The sequence below is a fragment of the Campylobacter sp. CNRCH_2016_0050h genome (assembly GCF_025772605.1).
GTDB classification, from domain to species: Bacteria; Campylobacterota; Campylobacteria; order Campylobacterales; family Campylobacteraceae; genus Campylobacter_D; species Campylobacter_D lari_D.
Genome location: NZ_JAKMSK010000016.1, coordinates 1 through 25513, shown reverse-complemented (window position 1 = coordinate 25513; position 25513 = coordinate 1). Strand labels below are relative to the sequence as shown.

Annotated in this window: 22 protein-coding genes; 18 read left to right on the top strand and 4 right to left on the bottom strand. The window is 28.8% G+C overall.

Annotated features, from left to right (window positions below; all coding sequences use genetic code 11):
* Window positions 1-86: 86 nt before the first annotated feature.
* On the bottom strand, window positions 87-1010 hold the full coding sequence (locus tag L8X28_RS07575) for an AAA family ATPase (RefSeq protein WP_263665976.1): 924 nt from the start codon (window positions 1008-1010) through the stop codon (window positions 87-89).
* A gap of 131 nt (window positions 1011-1141) precedes the next feature.
* On the opposite strand from L8X28_RS07575, the gene L8X28_RS07570 reads away from it, so the two are divergent.
* The 18 genes from L8X28_RS07570 (at window position 1142) to L8X28_RS07485 (ending at window position 23572) form a co-directional block, all read left to right on the top strand.
* Window positions 1142-1831, top strand: coding sequence for a helix-turn-helix domain-containing protein (locus L8X28_RS07570; protein ID WP_263665975.1), 690 nt, complete (start codon window positions 1142-1144; stop codon window positions 1829-1831).
* 182 nt (window positions 1832-2013) lie between these two features.
* A complete protein-coding gene (locus L8X28_RS07565) occupies window positions 2014-2217 on the top strand; it encodes a hypothetical protein (protein WP_263665974.1) in 204 nt (67 codons plus the stop codon).
* Window positions 2195-2326 carry a hypothetical protein gene (locus tag L8X28_RS07560; RefSeq protein WP_263665973.1) on the top strand — a complete coding sequence of 44 codons (132 nt, stop codon included), beginning with the start codon at window positions 2195-2197 and terminating at the stop codon, window positions 2324-2326. The genes L8X28_RS07565 and L8X28_RS07560 overlap by 23 nt, the downstream gene beginning before the upstream one ends.
* 373 nt (window positions 2327-2699) lie before the next feature.
* Window positions 2700-3383 carry a vWA domain-containing protein gene (locus L8X28_RS07555; RefSeq protein ID WP_144584624.1) on the top strand — a complete coding sequence of 228 codons (684 nt, stop codon included), beginning with the start codon at window positions 2700-2702 and terminating at the stop codon, window positions 3381-3383.
* 14 nt (window positions 3384-3397) lie between these two features.
* On the top strand, window positions 3398-3667 hold the full coding sequence (locus L8X28_RS07550) for a WXG100 family type VII secretion target (RefSeq protein WP_144584623.1): 270 nt from the start codon (window positions 3398-3400) through the stop codon (window positions 3665-3667).
* Window positions 3667-4635, top strand: coding sequence for an HNH endonuclease (locus tag L8X28_RS07545; RefSeq protein WP_263665972.1), 969 nt, complete (start codon window positions 3667-3669; stop codon window positions 4633-4635). The genes L8X28_RS07550 and L8X28_RS07545 overlap by 1 nt, the downstream gene beginning before the upstream one ends.
* Before the next feature lie 11 nt (window positions 4636-4646).
* Window positions 4647-5024 (top strand): SMI1/KNR4 family protein, encoded by a 378-nt coding sequence (locus L8X28_RS07540; protein WP_263665971.1) that lies wholly within the window; start codon window positions 4647-4649, stop codon window positions 5022-5024.
* Window positions 5002-5232, top strand: a complete 231-nt coding sequence (locus L8X28_RS07535) for a hypothetical protein (RefSeq protein WP_134238552.1) — start codon at window positions 5002-5004, stop codon at window positions 5230-5232. The genes L8X28_RS07540 and L8X28_RS07535 overlap by 23 nt, the downstream gene beginning before the upstream one ends.
* Window positions 5226-7652 (top strand): FtsK/SpoIIIE domain-containing protein, encoded by a 2427-nt coding sequence (locus L8X28_RS07530; RefSeq protein WP_263665968.1) that lies wholly within the window; start codon window positions 5226-5228, stop codon window positions 7650-7652. The genes L8X28_RS07535 and L8X28_RS07530 overlap by 7 nt, the downstream gene beginning before the upstream one ends.
* A gap of 1 nt (window position 7653) precedes the next feature.
* On the top strand, window positions 7654-8034 hold the full coding sequence (locus tag L8X28_RS07525; RefSeq protein ID WP_263665967.1) for a hypothetical protein: 381 nt from the start codon (window positions 7654-7656) through the stop codon (window positions 8032-8034).
* A complete protein-coding gene (locus tag L8X28_RS07520) occupies window positions 8031-8702 on the top strand; it encodes a PP2C family serine/threonine-protein phosphatase (RefSeq protein WP_318529640.1) in 672 nt (223 codons plus the stop codon). Before L8X28_RS07525 ends, L8X28_RS07520 begins: the two co-directional genes overlap by 4 nt.
* Window positions 8702-10051, top strand: a complete 1350-nt coding sequence (locus tag L8X28_RS07515) for a protein kinase domain-containing protein (RefSeq protein ID WP_263665977.1) — start codon at window positions 8702-8704, stop codon at window positions 10049-10051. The genes L8X28_RS07520 and L8X28_RS07515 overlap by 1 nt, the downstream gene beginning before the upstream one ends.
* The gene (locus tag L8X28_RS07510) at window positions 10041-13301 is read left to right on the top strand and encodes an AAA domain-containing protein (protein ID WP_263665966.1); all 3261 of its coding nucleotides are present in this window, start codon (window positions 10041-10043) and stop codon (window positions 13299-13301) included. The genes L8X28_RS07515 and L8X28_RS07510 overlap by 11 nt, the downstream gene beginning before the upstream one ends.
* Window positions 13298-15040 carry a hypothetical protein gene (locus L8X28_RS07505; RefSeq protein ID WP_263665965.1) on the top strand — a complete coding sequence of 581 codons (1743 nt, stop codon included), beginning with the start codon at window positions 13298-13300 and terminating at the stop codon, window positions 15038-15040. The genes L8X28_RS07510 and L8X28_RS07505 overlap by 4 nt, the downstream gene beginning before the upstream one ends.
* 11 nt (window positions 15041-15051) lie before the next feature.
* Window positions 15052-17283: a hypothetical protein gene (locus L8X28_RS07500; protein ID WP_263665964.1), complete on the top strand. Its 2232-nt coding sequence runs from the start codon at window positions 15052-15054 to the stop codon at window positions 17281-17283.
* A 27-nt stretch (window positions 17284-17310) separates the two neighbouring features.
* Window positions 17311-20601 (top strand): DUF2357 domain-containing protein, encoded by a 3291-nt coding sequence (locus L8X28_RS07495; RefSeq protein ID WP_263665962.1) that lies wholly within the window; start codon window positions 17311-17313, stop codon window positions 20599-20601.
* A complete protein-coding gene (locus tag L8X28_RS07490) occupies window positions 20591-22342 on the top strand; it encodes a hypothetical protein (RefSeq protein WP_263665961.1) in 1752 nt (583 codons plus the stop codon). Before L8X28_RS07495 ends, L8X28_RS07490 begins: the two co-directional genes overlap by 11 nt.
* Window positions 22343-23428: 1086 nt before the next feature.
* A complete protein-coding gene (locus tag L8X28_RS07485) occupies window positions 23429-23572 on the top strand; it encodes a hypothetical protein (protein ID WP_263665960.1) in 144 nt (47 codons plus the stop codon).
* A gap of 8 nt (window positions 23573-23580) precedes the next feature.
* Here the strand turns inward: L8X28_RS07485 and L8X28_RS07480 are convergent, their stop codons facing one another.
* The 3 genes from L8X28_RS07480 to L8X28_RS07470 all read right to left on the bottom strand — a co-directional run bounded on the left by L8X28_RS07480 (window position 23581) and on the right by L8X28_RS07470 (window position 25459).
* Window positions 23581-24441 (bottom strand): hypothetical protein, encoded by an 861-nt coding sequence (locus L8X28_RS07480; protein WP_263665959.1) that lies wholly within the window; start codon window positions 24439-24441, stop codon window positions 23581-23583.
* Between the two features lie 522 nt (window positions 24442-24963).
* Entirely contained in the window at window positions 24964-25245 is a 282-nt protein-coding gene (locus L8X28_RS07475; protein WP_263665957.1) for a type II toxin-antitoxin system YafQ family toxin, read from the bottom strand.
* Entirely contained in the window at window positions 25232-25459 is a 228-nt protein-coding gene (locus L8X28_RS07470) for a hypothetical protein (RefSeq protein ID WP_039628376.1), read from the bottom strand. Before L8X28_RS07470 ends, L8X28_RS07475 begins: the two co-directional genes overlap by 14 nt.
* Between the last annotated feature and the right edge of the window lie 54 nt (window positions 25460-25513).

The window sequence follows — 25513 nt, the reverse complement described above, 5'->3', positions numbered from 1 at the left end:
TTTGATTAATTCATTTTCTTTTAAAATCTTTTTAAAAATATCTTCAAGATCACTAGCTTTACAAATCACTATATTATCCATATCCATTATTTTTCCTCATTTTTTAAGTAATAATAAATCGAATTGTTATTAAAACGATCTTTGAGCATGCACCATTTTCCTTTTTTTGCATATTCTTGCAAAAGTTTTCTTGCCTTTTCACGACCAACATATCTTTTGCAATTTCTTAAGACTAATTTAATCAATTCACTTTGATTAATTTTGCCCATTTTTAAAATTTCCAATGTTGTCTTAATAAATTCTAATTCATAGCAACTAAGTTCTGCTTCATTAAATTCAATCTCTTCTATTATTCTTAAATTTTTAACTCTAAAAGCTCTATTTTTAAAAAGAGGGTATCGTCCCATTTTCTCATACATTAGTAAAATAGACTCTTTTTCTTCACTATAAACACATCTAATAGTATAATCAGAATAATCTATAATTTGCTGAGAGTCAGCAAAAACTCCATTTTTGTTCAAATGATGTATAAAAAGCACAGAACCTCCATTTTTTCTAATAATTTTTTCTCTTGCAAACAAATAATTAGGATCTATAAATTTTCCGATTTTTCTTGCTATAGAGTTTAAAGAATCAACAACTATAAATACCTTAAAAGTATCTTGCATACTCAAAATCTCATCGTATATTTTTTCAAGATAAATATATTTTTCATTACAACAAGTAAGATCAGCTACATAAAAACGATTTTCATACAGATCAAGCATTTCCTTAAAACCGTATTTTTTGAGATTTGCAATACCCATATCCGCATTAATATAAAATACTCTGGTATGGTTATTTTTTTCTAAAATTATTTTACACAAGTATAAAGAAATAGTTGTTTTTCCACTACCGCTAGCACCATATAAAACACCTATAGACTCGCTAGGTATAGTAGAATTTAGCAACCACTCATCCTCATTTGAACTAAAATCACTTTTTTGTATAAATATTGTATTTAATAGCATTATGTCTCTTTTGTAATTTATTATGATATAATATATCATATTTTATTATTAAATTTCAATTAAGTGATAAAAAGATAATTTATACCATATTAAGTAATATTATTTTAAAATTATAAAAAAGGAGTTATAAAATGTTTGGAGAAAATCTAAAAAAGATAAGAAAAGCAAGCGGTTTAACTCAATTAGAACTATCAAAAATGCTAAATACAACACAAAGAACAATTAGTCTTTGGGAAACAGGAAATTTTGAGCCACCGCTTAATACAATTTTGCTTTTATGTGATATTTTTAAAGTTACCCCAAATGACTTATTACTAGAGGGGTGCTATGATGATGATAATGAATATCTTGCACATCATATTGTAAGATTATCAAAAGAACTTAATTACAGAACTTACACAAAAAGATTATTTAATCACATTTTACATAGATTAGAGTTAGAAAAACTTACATCACATCTGCAAAAATTTAAAGGTGATTCTTTTGCTAAAAAATTAGCTCATTCTTGGACTGGGAAAGGTGAAAGAATGCTCTTGGTTTTTTATTATTTTATTGAATACTTAGAAAAACATAATATTAACGAAAACAATATTGATAAAAATCTTTTTTTGAAACTCTTAAATGATTTTAATCTATCTAAAGATAATACAAATACCATTCATTGTTTTATTTTAAAAGAAAAAGATAAGAGAAATCTTATAGAATGGGTTGAAAAAGAAATGCAAGAATTTGAAATAAAAGTTTTAGTAGCTATGTTAAAAGATGAAATTAAGACACTGATTAAAAAAGAAATAAATATGCTGAATAAATTACTAGTGTAGTATATTTTATAGCTTTGATTATAAGTTAATATGTAATTATCTCTGTAGCTATTATAATCATATGATTGTAAGAAAAAAGGGGAGGGGCGTAATTATCACACTATACAGGTGTAGATTCTAATGTAAATTCAAATGGATTGTTCGGATAAACAAAACACAATTATCATGATCCAAGAGATGTTATGACTGAACACAATAAAGCTATAGATAATTTAAATTCTAGAATAAATGGCTTTAATCGAACAAGAAATACACCTAATGATGATAAATCAGAAGGATTAGCCAGTGGAATTCAAAAAGCAGCAAGTGCAACTGAATTTAAAACAGGAACTGTTCTTGATGAAAAAAATAATAAGATTGATTATGCTAGCGTACAAAAAAGATAATAAAGATGGAAAAGATAGGAGCAGGGAATTAAGAGGTTTTTTAAATGGAGATAAAATATGTGCATTTTCTCATGGCTTTGTGTATTTTTTTAGGGTAATTTTACCATAGTATTTTTATTTTTTATTGTTTAAATCTATTTGATTGTTATATTTTTCTGATGTAATAATTTAAAAAAAATTAATTAGAGTTTGTTAATATATATTTTTACTAGTTTTTTAAAATATTTAATAAATATTATTGTTTAATTTATTATTATATGTCTTTTATTATTTGTATTTTAAATTTAAAAGCTAATATATATTAATTAGCAAATAAAATTATTTTTAATATGTATATCATTTTGTGATACTTTATTATATAAATATTGTTCTCATATTCTTAACAAAAAATAATGATGATAAATGCTTTTAAAATGTTTTTAAGTAAACACAAAGTAGAATTAATGATAGAAAATTAAATATAAAATTTCTAGGAGTATTAGATGTTTGATCCCTCCAAATTTGCCGTTAGCTCCCCAAAATCCATTCCAGTATTGTTATTACTTGATGTAAGTGCTTCCATGACAGAGTTTTGCGGAAATAATGATAATATACGCAAAATAGAAGCTCTGAATAACGCCTTAATAGAAATGATAGAGGGATTTAGGAAAGCCCAAACATTAGAGACTTTTATTAAAGTTGGTATTATTACTTTTGGTAGCAATATATCTCTACATACACCACTTACTCCTATTGGTGATTTATCAGAGCTGCCATTATTATTTGCTGATGGCATGACGCCACTTGGTGGTGCTTTATCTATGGCAAAGGAAATAGTGGAAGACAAAAGTATTTTTTTGAGCAAAGATTACCGTCCTGTTATTATACTCTTAAGCGATGGGGAGCCAAATGATGAATGGGAAAGCCCTTTGCAACAATTTATAGGTAATGGACGAAGCTCTAAATGTGATCGTTTAGCAATAGCTTTTGGAAAAGATGCAAATAAAAATATGTTAAAGTATTTTATCGATGGATGTGAAAATGATTTGTTCTATGCTGAGGATGCATCTGCATTATATAAAGTATTTAAAAAAATTACTATGTCAGTTAGCACAAGGGTAACACAAAAAGATAAAAATCAGGTTTTCAAAATCGATGTAAATTTGGATGATCCAACTACTTATTAATGGAGGAATAAACTATGGCAATGGTACATAATAACCCGGATTCAATGGAAAGATTTGCTAATGACTTGAGACGATTTATTGATGAAATACAAAATGCTTTAAATTCGTTAAATGGTGCTTATGCTGCGCTTGGTGAAGATTGGCAAGATAATAAAAGAGTTGAGTTTGATGAAAATATGATAGGATTTTCTCATTCTATTGGTAGATTTAGTGATTATGCCGACGAATCCATTCATTACATTTTACGTAAAGCGACTGAATTGAGACAATACCAAGGTAGCTGATGGTATCCGTAAAAGATGTGTCAGCCTTACATGACACTTGTGTTAGGGCGGATGGTATAGTACAAGATATACACGAAGGCAGTAAAACACTTAAAAATACAATGCAAAACGTTACGAAAGCTAAACTTACCGCAGAGGAAATGCATTCCACTGCTTTGGTTGCTGATGCTACAACAAAAGTAGTTACTTTGAAAGCAGAGGTTGCAACATTAACAGCTGGATTACCTCAAACCGCCGGAGCACTTGCTGTTGCGCAGATACAATTACAAACAGCTTTAGAGAATTTAACCTTAATGGAGCAAAGACTTTCTTTGGTATGTGAATTAAATAGTGATTTTATGATATTTTGCGAAGAAAATGTAGACAAGCTTGGTATTTATATAGAGCATTTTAGTAGCATAGTGAATTCATTAAATGCTAGGATAAATCACGCTGTAGATGCTTTAGAGATCTATCTTTTTGATGCTAATATTAGACAAGACCATATTGAATTTATGAGGCAAAAATCACAATATTTTGAATACCAAAAGATGCTCTATACTATGAATAAGACAGGTATAAAGGATGTAGAGGATGCATATATAGAAAAGTTAAATGCCAAAAAAAATACTTTTATCACATCGAAAAATGCAAGCGAATTGGATGTAAAAATAAGCAAATATAATATGCCAGAATTTGAAGCTAACTTTGAGACAAAAGTTGCTATAAGTGATTTTAATAAAGAGCGATACATTCATGATAAAATGGCTAACATGCGTTTAAAAGAAGCAATTACAAAGAATGATAGCCTGAAAAATAAATTTAGTCCAAGACAATTAGAACAAATAGAAAATGGTATAACACCTGATGGATATACATGGCATCACGATGGCAATCCGCCACCCGGTCGTTTGCAGTTAGTAGACACTTCTTTACATAATGCTGTACGACATACAGGTGGATATAGTTTGTGGTGTGAGAGAGAATAAAGATGAGATTTTTGTTTGTAGAGCATTTTGAAATAAAAGATATATCAGATCTAAAACTAAAGCAGGAGATAATTGATTTTTTAATCAAAAATAACGCTGGGACCCCTAAAAATAGAGAGTTACGTATCGATGGGAAAATATATATTTTTAATAATGTTTTAAATTTCAATCCAAATTCAAAATATGAAAATGTAAGAGATTATATAAAGAATTTAAAAGATATACTTGATAACGAGATACCTTTTGGCAGGGATGGCTTTGGTAATATTTATTTGGTAGATTTAAACTTGTGTTTAGTTAGATTCTATGAACATGAAAGCGGCAATAAAATCGAACTATTGCCATTTAATTCTTTTATAAAGTTGTTTGGGGTGGATGATGATATTTGAAGCAATTTTAAGCAATATTTATTCTCTAAATAATACATTTAATGACAATGTTAATGATGAATTTGGTGCAGATATACTTACAAATGAGATGGCAGATATGATACGAATAGGTACGGAATTATGTGAGACTGAAGCAAATATTTATAACAAAATCAGGGAAGTGGATTCTAGATTGCAAGAAATTCAATCTATGAGACCATTATGTTAAATATATTAGTAAAAATTAATGCTTTGATACAACACTATGAATTTAATAAGGAGTTAATAAATAGTGAAGGTGCAGATACAAAAAGACTAAAGAACATAAAGAAAAGATTTGATGAGCAAGCAAAGCAACTCTTTGATGATTTAAGCAAAGCAATCAAAAAAGAGCGTGGCAAGCAAGAACATTTTTCTAATATCACCTTGCGTAAAAATGGAATATTTGAAAAATATATTTTGCTAGGGCAAAATACAATTAATTGTAAAGAAATTGAATTATCTGACAATAAAATTCCTGTCCGCCATAATTTTTTATTTCCCAAAGGATTTTTTAGTAGTGATTTTGAAATTAGTGAGTATTTTACCACGCTTTTATTGCTGAGATTACTAAGTATTACGCCGCTTAATAAATTACAACTTATTTTAATTGATACGAATAGCCTGGGGAAACGATTTAGACGTTTAAGACTTATTCTAAATAATGATTTTGTTTATAATCAACGTATTTTAACCTACTCAAAAGAAATCACACAGGCACTTAGGGAGTTGGCTGATTATATGGAGAGCGTGTTGCAAAATCAATTAGCAAATTATGAGAGTTGGGAAGAATTTAATGAATTTAACCCTAAGACTTTATTGCCACTGAAAGTGCTAGTTATCTTTGGCTTTGATGATGAATTTAATAATGAATCTACATTATATCTAAACCGCATTGTAAAATTTGGTATTGAATGTGGAATATTACCTATTGTTATAGGGCGTTGTGAGATAGAAGACGAAAGAGACAAAAACAAAAGAGAGCTGATTAATCAGTTAAAAGAGCTAAGTGATATTAAAATGTTTCTTGATAGCACCTACGATGACCTAGAATCATTACACCTTGCTCCTCACAGAGAAAAATTACCAAGCGAACGGGATTTAAATAAATTTTTAGAATCTATAAACTCATTTTACAGAGAAGATTCTCAAATCAAATACGATATTAGCGACTTATTAAATGAAAATGAATTTTGGAATAAAAAAAGTATAAATGGTGTTAAAATTCCCATAGCAAAGGATATGAATGAAAAAGTTATTTATTTTGAAATAGGAGCAATTGATTCAGAACATCACACATTAATAGGCGGTAGGAGTGGTAGTGGTAAATCAAATTTGCTTCACGTAATGATCATCTCATTGTGCTTTTACTATCCACCAAATGAACTAGAACTGTTTTTATTAGATTATAAAGAAGGTGTGGAATTTAATATTTATACAAATCCTATGCTTAATCACGCTTCGTTAGTGGCTACTCATAGTGATATACAATATGGTGTTAGCTTTTTAGAATATATTATTGAGGTAAAAAACAAAAGAGCAGATTTGTTTAAAAAAGCAGGGGTGAAAGACTTCAAAGAATACAGAGAAAAAACAAGGGAAAATCTCGCGAGGATGCTCATTATTATAGATGAATTCCAAGTGTTATTAAGCGATAAAAAAGCAATGTATATTCAAAAGCTTTTTGTAGAAATTCTGCGTAAAGGTAGAAGCTATGGGATGCATTTGATTTTAAGCACACAAAGTTTGCGTGGAATGCAGCAGGTAGATATAAACGAGATGAAAGGACAAATAGGCAATAGAATGGCTTTAGTAATGGGACTAGAAGATTCACATAATATACTAAATAGCAATAATGATGCGGCTGCAAATCTAAAAGGTAAGCCTTATGGTGTCTTTAACTTTTGTGCGGGAGTAAAAGAGGAGAATATCTTAGTCCGTATCCCTTTTGCTAGTGAGTCTGCATTAAAACAACAGTTAGAAAAAATGGTCGCGAAAAACCAAAAAAATAATAATAAAGTCTATGATGGTGACAAAGAAATTTATATGCCACAAACCTTTAATAATCAACCCCATATTTTAACATTTGGTGTAATTAATAATTATGCTGAAGATAATTTGGAGATAAATCTAAATCGTGGGCGACATATCGCAATATGTACGAGAGAGAAAAAGAATGATATGCTAAGAGTAGTCGCGAAAAATTTAAAAGATAGAAATGCGTATTTTGTAAAAAATTTAGAATTCTTTAAAGATTTAGATAATATACAAAATAATAGTTTTGTTGTGATCGAAAAGTATGATGATATAAAAGATTTTATACTGTCTGCGTATGAGTGTAACGTGAATGAAAATACGAGGAACTTTAAAGCGTTTATGGAACAAAGTGAGAGTAAAAATATTTCTATAATATTATTTATAGAGAAAGTTCAAGTATTGAATGGTAATAAAATATATGATTTTATAGATCATTTTATAGCTTTAAATGCTGGAGCCGGTGTGAAGCATATATTAAATTTATCTATCGCACTTGATGCTTGGTATCATAAGGAGTTTTATTATAATAAATGCTATGGAGACATAGTAGAATTTAAACCTTTTAGGTGCTAAAATGCTTAATGTATATATTGATAATAGCGGCTCTATGTACGAGATGGATAAAATTGAGGTGGCTAAATATGTGGCATATGCTATTTCAAATGCTACTTTTTATCTCTTAAATGGTAATCAAATAAGATTAGATTTTATAGCTTTAGATAATGATAATAATCTATGCATTGAGGCAGAGGGGAGAAAGATTTTGCTTAGTGATGGATTATTTAATTGTGATGAAAAAAAATTTGACATAGCACTTGCTATAGGGCTTGATGCAGATATTCAAGCATTAAAAAAGATGGCAGATACAGTTTATACAATAGATAATATTATGTCGTTTTTAGACTCCGTAAATATGAATTTATCAAGTGATGATGAGGATAACTCTTGGGAATGATGTTTAATGGCTTTGGTATAAGCGTCAAAGGCAAAAATAAGATTTTAAATCAAGATTATTGTTTATTACGTCATTTCAAAAATGCATGTCTAATGGTTGTGTGTGATGGGTTAGGCTCTAAGAAATTTTCACATATAGGGGCTAAATATTTAGCAAAAAGTCTTACTACCATATTAAGAAAAAAGCAATTTGATTTTGATGACTTGGTTAACAGCGAATCTATATTACTTAATCTTTGGCAAAAATATATTAACAAGCAAGGTTTAAACATAAAGGATTGTTCAACTACGCTTTTGTGTGCGATAATAAGCGAAAAATACGCATATTTTGGTAGAGTTGGTGATGGTATGATTGTAGTTTTTGCTGATACGACATATATTCTAGAAGATAATGGCGAGTTTAGCAATGTTACTACACCTTTTGGTTCTCAAAAAATGAAATGGTTGCAACTAGATTCATCTAATATTAAAGCTATAGGTTTGTGTAGTGATGGCATTAGTGAAATCATAGATTCGCAACATACAAAAACATTTTTTAGTGAGTATATAAGCGAATATAAAAGAATGGATTCACACGCAAGAAGAACAGAAATAAGAGCTTGGTTAAATAGTTTTAATAATAAAGGTTTCTGTGATGATAAAAGTATCGTAGTGGCTTGGAGAATGTGATGAAAGTGCGAAATAAAAAAACACGAGACAAAACAGTGTTAGATATAAATAAATATCAGCATATCTACAATGAGGAAAAAGATTTATTAGGAGAGGGTGGACAAGGTGCTGTGTATAGGACAAGAGATGGTGACACAGCATTAAAAATAGACAATGGAAGCGAATCATTAGAGGATTTTCAAGCCAAAATGGAACGACTTATTTATAAGCCATTCTTGCATTTAGATATTATCACTCCTCTTGTTTTACTTAAAGGACAAAAGGGCTATGTTATGAAGCTTTTAGATAATTTTAAGCCACTTATAACTCTTACTCCTAACGGTGTGAAACCAGATGATTTTAGAGAGGAGGAAATACCATTCTTTTTACAAGAAATGTTTAAATCCAACCACATTTGGGCGTGTAAAATCACTCACTATAAAAATACCGGTGGACTTAGAATGCGTTTATTCATCCTAAAACACATAGCTTGTATCTTAAGCGATCTACACTTAAAAGGGATGGTGTATTGTGATTTATCGCCTAATAATATTTTTATAAGCGATAGTCAAATGCCATTAATAAAATTTATAGACGCAGATAACATAGAATATCAAAGCAAAGTTAAAAGTAGTGTTTATACCCCTAATTATGAAATACCAGAAATCGATAAAGGCGGTAATAACTCAGTGTATAGTGATATTTACGCCTTTGGTGTTTTGGCTTTTTATCTTCTTAGTATGGTGTATCCATTTGTTAAAAATGAGAGCGATTGGGATAGTGATAATAATCAATCTAAAAAGATATGGGAAGAAGACTGGATAGACAGTGAGTACTTTAGCAGTGAATACACTGAAGGATTAAGAGGGATTTTAAGCACAGAGCCATTAAAAGATTTATTTGGTGCGACTTTTGAAGAAGCCAAATTAACACCATACAAAAGACCTATTATGCCATTATGGATAAAAGCGATAGAAAATGCACTCAATGATACACTTAAATGTCCTAAATGTGAAATGAGTTATTATGATAGCTATGTTGAAAGCTGTCCATATTGTGGTGAAGTTAAGCCCTTAAGAGTAATGATTGAAACCAAAAAGGCAAGATTTGTACATGAGTTAGATTCACAAGTGGAAGTGCCTTTAAGTTTAATAGAAGCAATACAACTAAGTGGCAACACACAAGAGACACTATTTTCCATAAAAAAAGACAAAAATAACGTGATTATAGAAAAGAAATGTGACAAAAAAATGAAAATTAGTGATAGAGAGATTTTTAGGCAATATAAACGACCTATTGACGAATTTCATTATGTAACAATAGAAGTGGATGCTTACAGTATGACACTAAGGATAGGCAATGAAATTTGATGGGATAAAAACCGATAGAACGTTTATAAAACAAGTGGAGATAGATAACGATAAAGTAAAAGTAGAATTATTAGGAATCTTACATAGCGTGGATTCTATGGAGCTTGATGGAGTAAATGAAACAATAAAGTTCAGATACATAGACACATACAACGAAATAGAGTTAGAGTTTAAACGAAGCTCCAATGCAATAGTAAAAGTATTAAAAGTAAAAAATAAAATAGCAACCATCAAAATTATTATCTTTGCTATGCCATTAACACGTATTTATGAAAAATTGCGTATTAAGCTAAATGAGAAGCTATTAAACAAACAATTGAAAGAAAATGATTTCTTAATCACAATTAATGCGCAAAATTATATCGCCATTGCTAGTGGCAATAATGCGAAAGACACATTGTTTTTAAACGAGTCACAAAAGATTCAAAATGATATAAATAAATTACAACGAACCATAGAAAAAGATATAGAAAATAAAGTAGAGCTAGAACAAAAAATACAAGATTTAGAACACCAGAAACAAAATATACAAGTTGATGAGATTGCTTTTACATTATTAAGTGATACCAAACAATTAGCTATAGAACGATTAAATATGGCAGACGACAGCATCATTTATAAAGCTACAAAACTTATGGAAAAAACACAAAAAGAGATAGCAGGGCTACGATTGATAAGGTTAAAAGAGCCGTTTGAGTTTAAAGATGGTAGCATAAGAGCTAATATAAAAGATGCGCTAGAAGATGGTAATTTGGTTTCTACTTATTTGGATATTTGGGATAAATATGCAATAAAAGAAGGAGATTTTTTACTAAAAAAAGCAAGAGATATAGGCGAGATAGAAATAAAAGAAGTAGATAGATTTAAGTTAAAAGTGGGGATTGATTTAAGAGGCAAGATGAGCGAGAATGATTTTATATGTATTATGGAAAATACACCACCATATCTCGAGAATAAGGAAATAGATTTTAAAACTTATATGCAAGAAAACATCACGCAAGAAAAGCTGAAGGGAAAAAATGAGTCTAATAAAATACAGACATATAAAATAGAGAGAATAACAAGTGAAAGTATAGAACTAGAAAAGCAAGACAACATGAATTTAGAAGATTTAGAAGGTAAGAAATTTAGCTTGAGTATTTTTGGCGACTTTGTAGCGTTGAAGAGAAAATATAAAGCAAGGCAGAGAATGTTAGAAGGAAAAAGCGCCAATCCTATACTACCCATGATCTTTGCAAGTGAAGTGAGTGAAAATCTAAAACAAATACTAAATGAACAGCAAAAAAATACCTATCCACCATTAAGTGATAGTGTTGAACAAAAGATTTTTAAGACTAAGCCTACCGAAAATCAAATAGAAGCTATTAGGATGGCTATAAACACAAAAGATATAGCTATTATACAAGGACCACCAGGTACAGGAAAAACCACCGTGCTAAATGCCATCATAGAAAGACTAAATGAGTTAATCGATATGGATTTGAATAAAAGGGGTAGTATTTTTATAGGTGGATTTCAACATACCGCAGTAGAAAATTTGATACAAAGGATGAATTTGAATGGAATCCCTACGCCAAAGTATGGCAAAAAAACAAATGAAATAGATAGTTTAGATAATTATGATTATATAATGGAATGGAGTGGAAAAATAGCAAATAATATCGTTATTAAAGAAGATTCAAAATCTATTAAGGAATTTAAAGAATTGGCTGCAAATTATTGCAAAAGACCAAGCCAAAGCAAACAAAAAGAAATTTTACAAAAAATTATTGACACAAAAGAATTAAAATTAAAAGAATGTAGAGATATAGCTAGATATTTATTAGATATAAATAACACAAACAAAATAGAGAATAATCTATCGCTTATTTATGCTATCAGAAGTAATGAGTTGAGTTTTCAGGATGATGGTATTGATAGAAATTATGATTTGCTTGAAAGTGATTTTAGGGAGTTGTTAACAGATAAGGAAAAACAGATTCTCAAAAATAATTTTTTTTGCCAGGACTTAATAAAATTAAAAAATGATTTGATTAGGCGATTTACCCCTAAACCTAAGTTCGAAAAAGAAAAACCCAATAGCGAAGTATTGGATTTGATAGAAAAAGTAATAAACGTGTTTAATAATTTAAGCATAGAATCCAGAATTAATGTTGTTTTGGCAGAATTTAAACAAAAATTACAGAGTAATCCCTTTGCGCTAAAGAATATGTTGAAGGATTATAGCATAGCTTTTAGTGCAACTATTGGACAAAGCTCAGGCAAGGAGGTTTTAGATGCAAAAGGTGTGCAAGAAAACAATGAACAATATAGCTATGATACGGTTATTATTGATGAAGCCGCTATGGTTAATCCGCTAGATTTGTTTTTGGTTTTAGTTTTAGCAAAACATCGCATTATTCTCGTTGGTGATCATAGACAATTACCACATATGCTTCATGAACAAGTTTTAAAAGAGATGGAAGATGGCACGAAAGAAGGTGATAGTATCGAATCTGAGTTGCTCAAAGAAAGTATGTTTGGTTTTTTAAAAGTAAGAGCTCAAGAGCTAGAGAAGATAGATGGGGTTAAGCGATTTATCACACTCAATAATCAATTCAGAACACATCCACTTTTAGGACATTTGGTAAGCAATATATTTTATAAAGAGCATGATGAAGGATATGAATCTCCACGCCCAGAAAGTGATTTTAGCCACAAACTCAAAGACATTGAAGATATTCCAGCAGTATGGATCAATTTACCAAAAGATATGGGTATAGATTCTAAAAATGGTACAAGTAGAATGCGAAAATGTGAAATTGATATGATAGAATCTAAACTTGTAGAATATATGAGCAGCGAAGCGGGGTCAGGATTAAGCTATGGAATTATTAGTTTTTATAGGGCTCAAACTGATGCAATTAAGGATAGAATAGAAAAGTTAAAACAAAATTTAAATTCTATCACGATAAAAGAAGCATTGGAAAAAGTTAAAATCGGTTCAGTAGATCAGTTCCAGGGTAATGAATTTGATATTGTTTTTCTATCGACTGTGCGTAGTGGAAATATTAATAATAATCTATCGCCGCAAAAAGCTTTTGGCTTTTTGGCAGTACCAAATAGACTATGTGTTGCTATGAGTAGACAAAAAAAATGTCTCATCGCAGTAGGAGATATGGCATATTTTAAAAGCAATTTAGCTAAGCAATATGTTAGAGGGATGTATGAATTTGCCTCACTTTGTGAAACTAAGGGGCGTGTATTATGAAAATTTTAAGCCGTGAGAATCATAGACAAGGGGGTAAACATGTATTGATCCCTTGCTATTTATATGAAATAGTTGCAAACAAATCTTATGATGGCAATAATATTTTAGAAGAAGCGGTAGCAAAAATCATAGAAATAGATCCATATTACAACAACAATATAGAAAAACTAGCGGAAATCTTGGGGCTAAAGAATAATAATGATATAGATTACAGGGCATTATTAAAATTAGTTCTCAATAAAATTAACAACCCAACAACACAAGAATTACGAGAGGAAATTGTGCAATACCAAATTTATCAGGAGAGGAGAAGCGGTGAAGTATTGAACATTGTAACACAAGATGTGGATCGGTTTATTGAATCTAGTGGTGGCAATAAAAGTAAAAATGAGATTTTATTTGAAAGAGATGGAAAAAATTTTAAAGCAAAGGTTGTATATCCACCTATATCTAGTGGTATATCTATACCCACACTAGATCAAGTGTTTAAAGCAGTTGCTATGCACAATAAAAATAATGATTTTAAAATAAGCGAAAATTTAGATCTGGAAATACCAAAACATAAGGAAGAGATCTATTTGCATTGTCAAATAGTATTAGATGAAAATCGTAAATTTAATATAACAAATGGGTTTAATGCAGCTTCTAGTTTGCAGCTAGAGAGTATATTAAATAATCATTATGGAGATTTATTAAAAAACTTAAGAGCAGAAAATCATATAGATGAAAAGCAAGAGAATAATTACAAACAAAATTATGGGGATTTAAGAGATGTGGTAGCTTATAATTTACAGAGATTTGCTAAAGAGAATAAATGTCAATATCTATACAATGCTTATGAAAAATATTTTGCATATTTGGTGCAAAAAAATGAATATACAATGCATATCTCTCTAAGCAAACCTGAATTTATAAAAGATTGTGCAGAGCAAATGGGCTTTACAATCAATCAAGCGAGATTATTATTTATAAATGACAATGGAGATAATCTAAAATCATATTTAGCAAAATTATTATTTCATAAAGATGTAACATTAAACAGATTTGCTAAAAAGCCTGAGTTTTTAAATCTTTTATTTATGTTGCACAATGACAGAAATATAGCTTTGCATGGTGGAGGTATAGAGAAGAATAATAAGCCAATGGATATAAAAGAACTTAATATATTAAAAGAGCTTTTGGAATCTATAAGCAATATCAATACAAAAGAAGGCAAAGAAACGAGATCGCATAATGGCATGATCTTATTAGAGCAAGAAGTACCCAGGAAAGTTTTAAATAGATTAAGCGATGATAATATAGAAGCCTTAGCTGAAGCATTTAGGGCTTTAGAAGTATGCAAAGATAATCAAGATCTAAGCCTAGATGTATTCGGTGATATTACACATGGGCTTTATAAAGTATGTGAAAGTGTAATGCGTCAATACATACAAATACACAAAGCATCCATAAGAGAAATGGATATAGAAAAGACTAGAAAGGTGGAATGGTTAAGTAAGGTTGGAGAACATCATATAAAAAAAGCAAAACAGGGTGAAAATGCTACACTCGGAGCATATGTAGTAATATATCTATCTATCAATCAAGATGAGGACTTGCTATATGTAAAGCAACTTTTAGAGTTAAGGGCGCATGCTAATCCTACAATAGAAGATATCAAAAAAACAAGCGTAGATGAGCTGAAAAAGCTACATGAAAACATTATTAACTTTATCGTTAAGATTATTTATCACATTTGAAGGAGATGATTATGGAAAAGCAAGAATTAGAACAAAGAGAAAACGAACTCAGCAAAAGAGAACAAGAGCAAGAAACAAGAAAACAAAAACTAAATGAATTTTCTATTAGATTAAAAGAACAACAAGAAAAGTTAAAAAAAGAGCAAGAAGCCTTAGAGAGTGAAAAAGAAACCTATAAACAAGAGATAGAAGATAAGGTCAATTCGGAGTTTAATGTACGAGTAAATCAGGCAATAGAAAAACAAACACAAGCAGTTCAAAAAGAGCAAGAAATCTTACTCAACAAACATAAAGACTATCACGTAAAAGAAATAATACTTAAGAAAAAAGAGCAGGAATTAGAGCTTAAAACGCTAGAAATTGATAATGCTAAAAAAGAGCTAGAAGAAGTATATGAAAAAAAACTGAAAGAAGAAATGAGAGGGAAAAAAGCAGAACTTGTTAGCAAATTGGACACTGAATTTGATGAAAAATTTAAAGAAAAAATAGATTTACTAGAGCAAGAAAGAGAACAACTTGCAGAACAAAAAGAACAGATACAAGTAGAGCGAATAAATTTAAATGCAGAGAAAAAAGCATTTGAAGTCAGCAAACAAAAGGAATTTGAGAGATCGCAAGATAAGGTACAAGCAACAATAGATTTTCTACAAAATAAACTTAAAAATGAAAAGGAAGAAAACGAAAAATTACTAAATGAATACAATATGTTAGTAGAGAGCTATAGAGAATATGAACGCTTTAAAGATAGAGACTTAATTAGCGAAAAAAATGAACTTGAACAAGAACGAAAAAGACTAGAAGCGAGATTAAAACAGGTAGAAGACGATAGAGAAGAAAGAATCAATGCGATTCAAGAGCGAGCTAATAAAAAAGAGCAATTTTATAACGAACAGCTTGATAAAATAGAAGAGTATAATAGACTTGAATCAGAACTCAATATACTCAAGATAGAGCTCAGAAACTTAAGAGAACAACTAAGAGAGCAAGATTATTATAAAAAGGAATATGAAAAAGCGGATGATAGATTAAAGCAATTGCAAAGCCAGTTTATGGGTAAAGAAGAGCAGATAAAACGTGAAGAAGCAATCAAGCAAGATTATGCACTTGAAATACAACTCAATAGCGAAAATAAAAACAAAGAGAATGATGAGCTTAAATGGTTAGAGTATATTGAATCTAATATGAAAAAATATGGTGTGGAATATCCACAGCGACTTTTATATGCTTTCCATACCATGCTAAAAACGGCTTCTATGTCACCACTTAGTGTTTTAAGCGGTGTAAGTGGTACTGGAAAATCTGAATTACCAAAGCTTTATGCTTATTTTGGTGGGTTTAACTTTTTGAGCGAGGCTGTGCAACCTACTTGGGATAGTCCTGCTTCTATGGTGGGTTTTTATAATACTATTGAGGGCAAATTTGATGCAACAAATCTTTTTAAATTTTTGGTGCAAACTTCTATAAAATCAAAGCAAGAAGATGAAAATGCACCAAATCCTTATGGGTTAAAAGAATCTATGAATCTCATCTTGCTTGATGAGTTAAATTTGGCACATATTGAATTATATTTTGCAGAATTTTTAAGTAAATTTGAAACAAAAAGAGGAAGCGATAATGTAAATTTAGATATACCTATTGGTGCTGGATTAACTATGCCAATAGAACTAGATTCAAATTTATTGTGGGTTGGGACGATGAATGAAGATGAAACAACAAAGAGTTTAAGCGATAAAGTGCTAGATAGAGCATTTTGTCTTAATTTCCCACGTCCAAAAGAACTAGTTAGTCGTTTAGAGCTAAAAAAACTAAATGATATTTGCGAATTTAAATGGCTACCAAAGACTACCTGGGAAAGCTGGGTTAGTAAAACTCAAAAAAATATTAATTTAACAAAATATAAAGGAATTGCAGAAAAGATTAACGAAAAGCTAGCTAAAGCTCATAGGGCGATAGGGCATAGAGTGTGGCAATCTATGGAAGCTTATATGCTTCATTATCCGCTTATAGATGATAGAGAAAAAGTGTTAAAGATAGCGTTTGAAGATTCAATAGTCCAAAAAATTATGCCAAAACTAAGAGGTATGGAGTTGCATGGTGAGGAGAAAAAAGTGCTTGATGAAATTAATGATATTATTCTAAAAGAAGTGCCAAACCTAGAAAAAGATTTTAAGTATGCAATGAGTAATCCCTATGGGCAATTTAAATTTAATAGCGCTTACTATTTAGATTCACAAGAGAATTAAAATCAACAGAGGATAAAAAGGCATAAAATGAATAATCTCTCTAAGCTTTATAAACCTGAGAATAAAGTACTTTTAGAAACAATAAGTCTTTTAAACTTTGCCATTGGCTTTGATAAAAGCATAGCAAGTTTTAATGAGAGTGATTTATTTGGTTTTTTAGAGCGAGTGCAGAATTATGATTTTAAAAATTATGATGATTTGTTTTATATACTAGATATGTTTGAAGATTCATTTTGGCATATCTCGCAGTGCATATCATCGCAGATAAGGCGTACGCATGTGGTAATGCCGATATCTAGAGCCAAAGAGCTAGATAGTAAAAGTATAGGATGGATAGCTAGACAAAATGGTATTACTATACAACAAAAACTAGCTCAAGGCAAAGTGCTAGGTGTGAAGCGATATGGTTTTAGAGATAATCCCGAGAATCGTGTATTAAAAATAGTACTGATGCGATTGGTGGCAATAGCTGAATTTCGGGAGTTTGATGAAGGGTTGCGTAATAAAATAGTACAATTTATTAGAAATAATCTCAATGAAGTTAATCATAAAGCACAAATTACCCCTAATAATATTTTACTACATCACAAGCATTATGCAAAATTTTATAAAATATATAAATGGCTTAATCATTTAGAACATGTAATGAGCGATTTTCAATCTTTTAAAAGGAATGTAAATATTACTAGAGAAAATCTAAAAAAATTTATTGCTTTATCGTTGTTGCATAAAAATACAAATGTAAGAATTTTGCCAAGCGATTTAAGTTATAGTCAAAAAGATTATAGTGTGCACTTTGAAACTAAATGGCTATTAGATTGTGATATAGAGAAATATCTAAATAGTGAGAATGATTTAAAAAGTTTTAAAAATAAATGTTTGAATTTTATAGAAACAAATAATGCATTAAAGCACATTGTGCCACCACCGGATAAAATCAATAGCAGTAAGAGTAAAATATTTATAGATATTTTTAGGCTTTATCCGATGCTTTATGTGAATTCAAAACACATTGCTATGCCATTATTGTTAAAGCAAAAAATTAATAACAAAATAATTAATGCTAATCATACAAAGATAATTGATATGAATAATCCATTTTATACATTAGCAGAAAGTTTATTGTTAAAAAATAGTGAAGTATTTAATGTATTTTTGCATGATATTAAAGAATTTGTAGGCGAATCTAATATACTTTATTATATTTTACCTGATTATATTAATGTATTTGATTTTAATGATAAGCACAGAAGCATAAGAGCATATTTTAATCAAGCTTTTTTTATTAATAAATCTATTTTAGCAGCTGCTAAAATGTTATTTAATGGAGAATTAAAAGAGAAAGATACATTATTATATTTTCAAAAAAATAATATGGAAGAGATTTATGTGACACCAATTTTAGTGCGGTATAAGGATGAGTTAAAAGAAAGTAAAAGCAAAGGATTATACTTAGAAAAATATCCTAGTAAACAATATAAAAATAACATCAAGAATAAAGATGAAATTGTGCAAAAACTATTAAAAAAGTGTCTACAAAATGGAGTAAAAGCGTTAGTTCAAAATGATATTAAGTATTATAAAAATAATAGAATTTATGATATATCCAAATTACCAAAAGAAGAAGTAAATAATGATATACATGAAGTAAAGCTACTTTATAAAAACTCTCATGATTTATTCAAATCAGATATAAAGATTATACAAGATGATCCAAAAGAAAATTTAGAGTACTATAAAGAGCTAATAGAACAAAAAGAAAATGGTTTTATATTATGGGGGGAAAAATTACCAAAACTGGATATGGGTGTTAGTGATGGTATTAAAGAAGAAAAATTTAATTTAGTTAATGATAATGATGAGTTAGATTTTAAAAATGAAATTTGCATAAAAGATCAATTTATTATTCCTGCGAATGCAGAAAAAATAATTGCTCCATTATTTCTAGAAGACAAAAATATAAATTATTCCATGGTTTTAGAATCTGATATGATGCCATTTAAAGAAGAAGTAAGATGTAGACTAACTTTGCAATATAGCTATGATGATGAAAACATTTATACGCTTATTTTTAGACCACTTGATGGAAATTTACAGCAAATGCAAGCAAAATGGCACAAGGGTGTAATGAAGCAAATACGAAAAGATATGTCTAATATATATCCACCATATCCACTTGTTAAAAGTATTTATGAGTTACAACATTATCCTAAGAAAGATGGTGATGGTGAGAATGATTTGTTTAATTGGATAGAAACAAGTATTGAAAAAATACAAAAAGAGTTTACGCAAAAAGAAAAAGTGAGAGCTACAGTTTATCATATTAATAAAAACAAATACTTTTGTTTTGCTAAAGATGATTTAGGTAATGAGATTTTTTGTCACAAAGATAAATTTATTAATAAAGTAGATTGGAATAATATTAATGAAGGTGATATTATATTTTTAATAAGATATGAAACTGATAATAATAAATATAGAGGTGAATCCATATCTCTTGAACATTTATCTTTGAAAACAGATGAAATAGCTGCTAAGATTTTGTATAATACTCGTTTTCCTATGATTAGCATTTTTAATGGTCATTCTTTAAGAGATGGTGATATGCCAAGTTCTTTTTGCGATGCAATCAGAAACTTTATAGATTTTATGAAAGATAAACTTAAGGATATGAACAATAAAGAATTAAAAGATGAGTTTGTATTTTTTTGCAGTATCTTACATGATTGTTCACCTATTGGAGAGTATCTATTGGATTATAATATTAAAAACCATAGGGCTCTAGCGTATGCCATAGGCGATGCCACACTACCTTGGCAGAAAGAAATATTAGATTCAGTAATTAATGATAAATTTGAAAAACAAATTAGCATACTTGCTATTAGTTTATGGCGAAGTAAAGATTTAGTGTTTGAAATAAATAGTAGCATGGCATATAAATTAATTAAAAAATCAATAGAGTATATCAGCATTAAAAATTTATTATATAAATCAAAAAATAGCAAGGTGTTGTCAGTAAAACCATTTTTGGTAAATACACTTGAAGTGCTATTATCGTTATTACGACTTCGCGAAAAAGGTTTCAATATACTTAATCCTAGTGATAAGAATGCTAGATGTTTAATACAAAAATTATTAGAACTTAATCAGTTAATAAAAGATAGACAAGTCAATCTAAAAAGTTATCTAAAATTAGAATTAGAAGAAAAACCTAGCAAGTATAAAGAAATGCCAGATTTAATTTATGCTTTATTGTCATTTATTAATGGCGAAAATATTAACTCAATAAAAATAGCAGGGGTAAATGATGAAGCCTAAACTTGTAATTATTAATAGAGCTGTGCCAGGTAGTGGTAAGACTACAGCTCTAAAAACCATAGAGGATACCTTAGATGAATGCGGTATAGATACAAAAAGTGATTTTAGGGTTCACTCTACAGATGAATTTTTCATGGTTGGAGATAAATATGTCTTTGACATAGCAAAACTCAACGATTATCATAAAGAGAATTTGGAGAATTTCAAAGAGAGTCTGATAATGAGTGTAAAAATTGTAGTTTGCGATAATACAAATTTGCTACCTTGGCAGTGCAAAGCCTATACAGACTTGGCTAGATTGTATGGCTACAAGATAGTTTTTTTAAACATAGAGCCAAAGAGTTTAGAAGAGCACATGGAAACACAAAAAGTAACAGTGCAAAATCCTTCTGCGCATAATGTCTCGCAAGATATTCTGGAGCGTAATATAAAGGATTGGAGAATTTATAATGATTTATTGGATCAAAATGCGCCTATAAACCCAATAAGGCATAGACATTATGTGTGGGATAGAGAAAATAAATGCAGAAAAGATGTTGGAGTAGCAGAACATTTTGATACCGATTTTATTATCTCGCTCCCATCTTGGTGGAATAAAGAGATTATTAAAAGTCGTCTTAGAGAGATTATTAAAAGCATAGGCAAATATGATTGTATCTTTCATACTTGTGGAAATGAAAAAATGCCACTTGTATGGGCATTAAGAGGGTTAAATGCTGAGGATAATACAATGTGTATTCTGATACACGGAAAAGATCATAAAGAAATAATCGGTGTAGCGCAAAAGTTTACACAAAATGCTAAAATTTATAATATTGAGGTAGATGTTTTTAATCTCCAAGAAATTAAAAATAGAATAAAGGATTTTATAGAAAAACATAATTTAATGAGCAAAAAGATAGCTTTTAATCTAACAGGAGGCACAAAAATTATGCTTTTGGCTGGATTAAGCGTAGCAACAGAACTGAAAAAGAAAGCATTTTATATAGATACGAATCAGAATCTATATTCATTAAATGACAATATATTAAAAGAAAGGATACGGCCACTATCTAGGGTAAGTGATTTTTTAAAAGCTAACACACAAGGACTAGAAATTATACAAGATACTGATATGAATAAAATAAAAAGTAAGATAGGTGCAACTCGCCTATTATTTGACAATAAAGATAAAATACGTGAGTTATATAAAAGATTGCACGAATATATAGACTTTAAGACATTTAAAAGTAAAAATTTTGATATCCAAATTGGTTCTTTGTGTGTTAGTTTGAATAATAAAAATTTAATATTGAAAGATAAACATCAAAGTGTAACTATAAATGGAGATGTGGATGAGCTTGTTACTTATATTATAGGTGGATGGTTTGAAGAATATGTCTACTTAGAGCTTTTGCCATTGGTTGAACAAGGTATTATTTATGATTTGCAGATAAATACAAAGTTAAGAAATAAAACCCTTACAAAATATCGACATAGAGATTATCAAGAGTTTGATATATTATTTACAGATGGATATAAACTTTTTGCTATAGAATGTAAAAGTGGCGCCGTAAAAGCAGAACATATAGAGAAGTTAGGCCATATTAAACGACAATATGGAGAGCTTGGTGTAATTTGTATTTTGATTGTATTATATATGCCTCACCATCCAACAACTAAAAAGAAAATTAAAGATAGTAATTTTAATGTAGTTAATGACGGCTATGCCAAAAATATAGTGAAGTTGATCAGCGGTTAAAGCTTTAAAAAAGAAGCTTTGTTCTTTAGATAAGCTAAATTAAGTCGGCAAATAGATTTAATTTAGCTCATATTTTTCTATAAATAAAGATTTCGTTATAATATTCATAAGCAACAATTATATAAGTTTTTTGAATTTGTAAATGTCTACAAGCATTTGGAGTAAGGAAATTATAAAGGAATTAAAGCTGTAAAATAAGTATTTCCTTATTTATTGTGGATTTTTTTCAAATAAGTGTATTAATATATTAAAAACCTTGATTTTATAGATTATTTAAGATAAAGCTTGGCTATACTTTTACTTTACCTTGCTTAGCGGTTTTACTTTAAATAATTCCAAAAGTTTTTTGTTAGATAATTTTATTGTTAATAAGCATAATGAATTCATTACAATGATCACCAAAAAACGCTCTATGTTATTATTGCAAACTAGAATTCTTGATGCGGCTATAGCGACTATCCAGCATTTAATAAAAATAATAGAATTAATGAAGACATATTCTCTAAAGAAGATTATTGTGATTATGACTTGGTATTATTAACTGTGCAGTTTTAAAAATGAAACCATTAGATTAATGTCTATTTTCCCCAAGGTAGTTATTGATAAAGAAGAGAATATGTTGTCTATTGTATTTAATCAAAACATCGGTAGTTCTAATTCATTCCCACAGAAAACTTAAACAAAAATTGTGCATCACAACCACCTAAATTCTTTTAAATATGTATATTCAAGAGTTTTATATTAGCACATAAAGATGTTTTTAGTCTCAAAAGAAGTATTGTTTTTAGATTTAGCAAGAATTTGAAATAAAAGTTTTGGTGGCTATGTTAAAAGATGAAATTAAGACACTGATTAAAAAAGAAATAAATATGCTGAATAAATTACTAGTGTAGTATATTTTCAGCCAATATTAAACATCCTGCTTTAATTTCAAATTATGCTTCTCAATATGGAGCAGGTAGTAATGTAGGAGAAAACACAATAGCAAGTCCTAATGCTTTAAATAAAGAATTTACAAATGTAGGTGGTAATACTTTATTAAATCATAATCTAAATCAAGAACAGGTTGATTCTAGGGCAAAAGATATGAGAAGTAATTCTAATATGCCAAATGCTAAAGATATTAAAGAAGTTGCTAGTGGTTCAAATATTAATAAAGAAGTTGGAGGTAAGTTGGAAACCGCAGATAAAATATTGCATTTTGGCTTAGGCGATAAAAAAGGAATTTAATTCCTTTTTTATCTCTCGTAAATACCTGTCCCATTCACCAGAGCAAGATCATCATCGATGAAGGTAAATTTATCATCTTTGTAGTAGTTTTCATATTCCTCGTTGGTTTGTTTAAAATATTTTTCTTTTTTAAGTCTGCGCATTTCAATTGCTAAAACGCCAATAAAAAATAAAACAAAGAATAATAAAAATAAATAATAAATATCGTATGAAGTAGTGTAAAGAACAATATTTCTAATTGGTAAAAATAGAATTAAAAAAGATACGAATATTTTCACAGAAGTATTTTCCTTATAAAAATAAAGAAATATCAATTCTATTAAAACACAACTTACAGATAAGATAATTTTTGTATATCCATCAATATTATCAATAATATGTAAAATATTAAAACAAAACACCATAGCGATAGAACCAAAAAGTAATAGTGTATATAATAACTCTTTAAAAGGATTTGTATTTCCTTTTTTCCTTACCACATTTTCCATAATCTCTTGTTTTTGATTTTCTAATTTTCCCATATATATATTTATACTTCTTTTAACTCTAAATAAATCATACTTAATTACATTAGCAACAGCACTTAATCTAATTTCCTCATTATCGTGAGCTGCGAAATTTCTAGTATCATTTATTCTTTTTAAATCTTTTTTGTCAAATAAAGATAAGATTTCATCATCAGCACTTTCTTTGATTTTTTTAAAGCTTTCACTGATTTTAATTAGAGAAACAAAAATAAATCTTTGTGCATTTTCATCGTGCAATGTTTTTAATACATTCTCATCTTTGATTTGCTGATAAATTAAATTAATCTCATTTGCAATTTTTTGTAATCTTTTTATGTTCTCTAATCTTATTTCATTTGACATTTAAATTCCTTTACATTTAATATTAAAATTATACCAAAATTTACAATAAAAATCAAGTTTTTTAGTGCTTTTAAATGCCTATTTTATAGTATCTTGCAAGGATTTTTTATATTTTACATTTTTGTTCTTTATAAAGTTTATTTTAAGTGCTTTTTAAGCGTATTTTTTACACATAAAAGTCCTTTATATATCCCCTAAATGTCCTTTATAAAGTCCATTTTTTCTTTTTTATTATTTTTTGCTTAAAATCTACCAAAAAAGTGCTTTATTTCGCCCCTAAAGGTGCTTTATATATCCCACAAAAGTCCTTTATAAAGTCTTTTTTATAAGCATTAAATATTGATATATTAGTATTTATTCTGTTTTATAATTTAATTTGTTAATTTTAACTTTAAAATTAATATTGGGAAGATAAAAAATATTTTTTGTAAGATAAAAGCTGTTGTTTTTATTAGCCTTAGGGGGGGGGTGTAGATTAAAATTGTATTTTTTAATTTTTGAGTTGTTTTGATATTATTTTTTTCAGTATTTTTTAAATAATTTACTATGACTGCCTAGTTTTAAAATATTTAATTCTAATTCATTATCATGTTTTTGATAAATCAATAATAAATTAGACTTTATATGACACTCTCTAAAATCTTTTAATGCACCTTTTAGTTGATGATCTTTATATTTTGGTTCTAAAATTTCATCGTTAGAAAGCTTTATAATAACTTTATCTGTTATTTTACGCTCTTCGTTACTTATTTTTTTATAGGCTTTTATAAAATCTTTATGATAATAAATTTTATATTTTGCCATCTTGATAAGCTTTCACAAAATCTTGATGTGAATTAAAGCTTAATGCAGTGTTATCTTTTTTTTCCTTACTAAGCTCTTTGCTTGCATTTAATATCTTATTTTCAAAACTACTTAGTTTAGGTTTAGAAACTTTACATTTAGCATTTATACTTTTAGCTAAACCTTTAAATGCAGGCAAAAAATCTTCACTGACATTTTCAATAATAAGAGTCATGAAATTCCTTTCTCAAAATCATATAATATAATTATATTGTATTTTAATCAATTT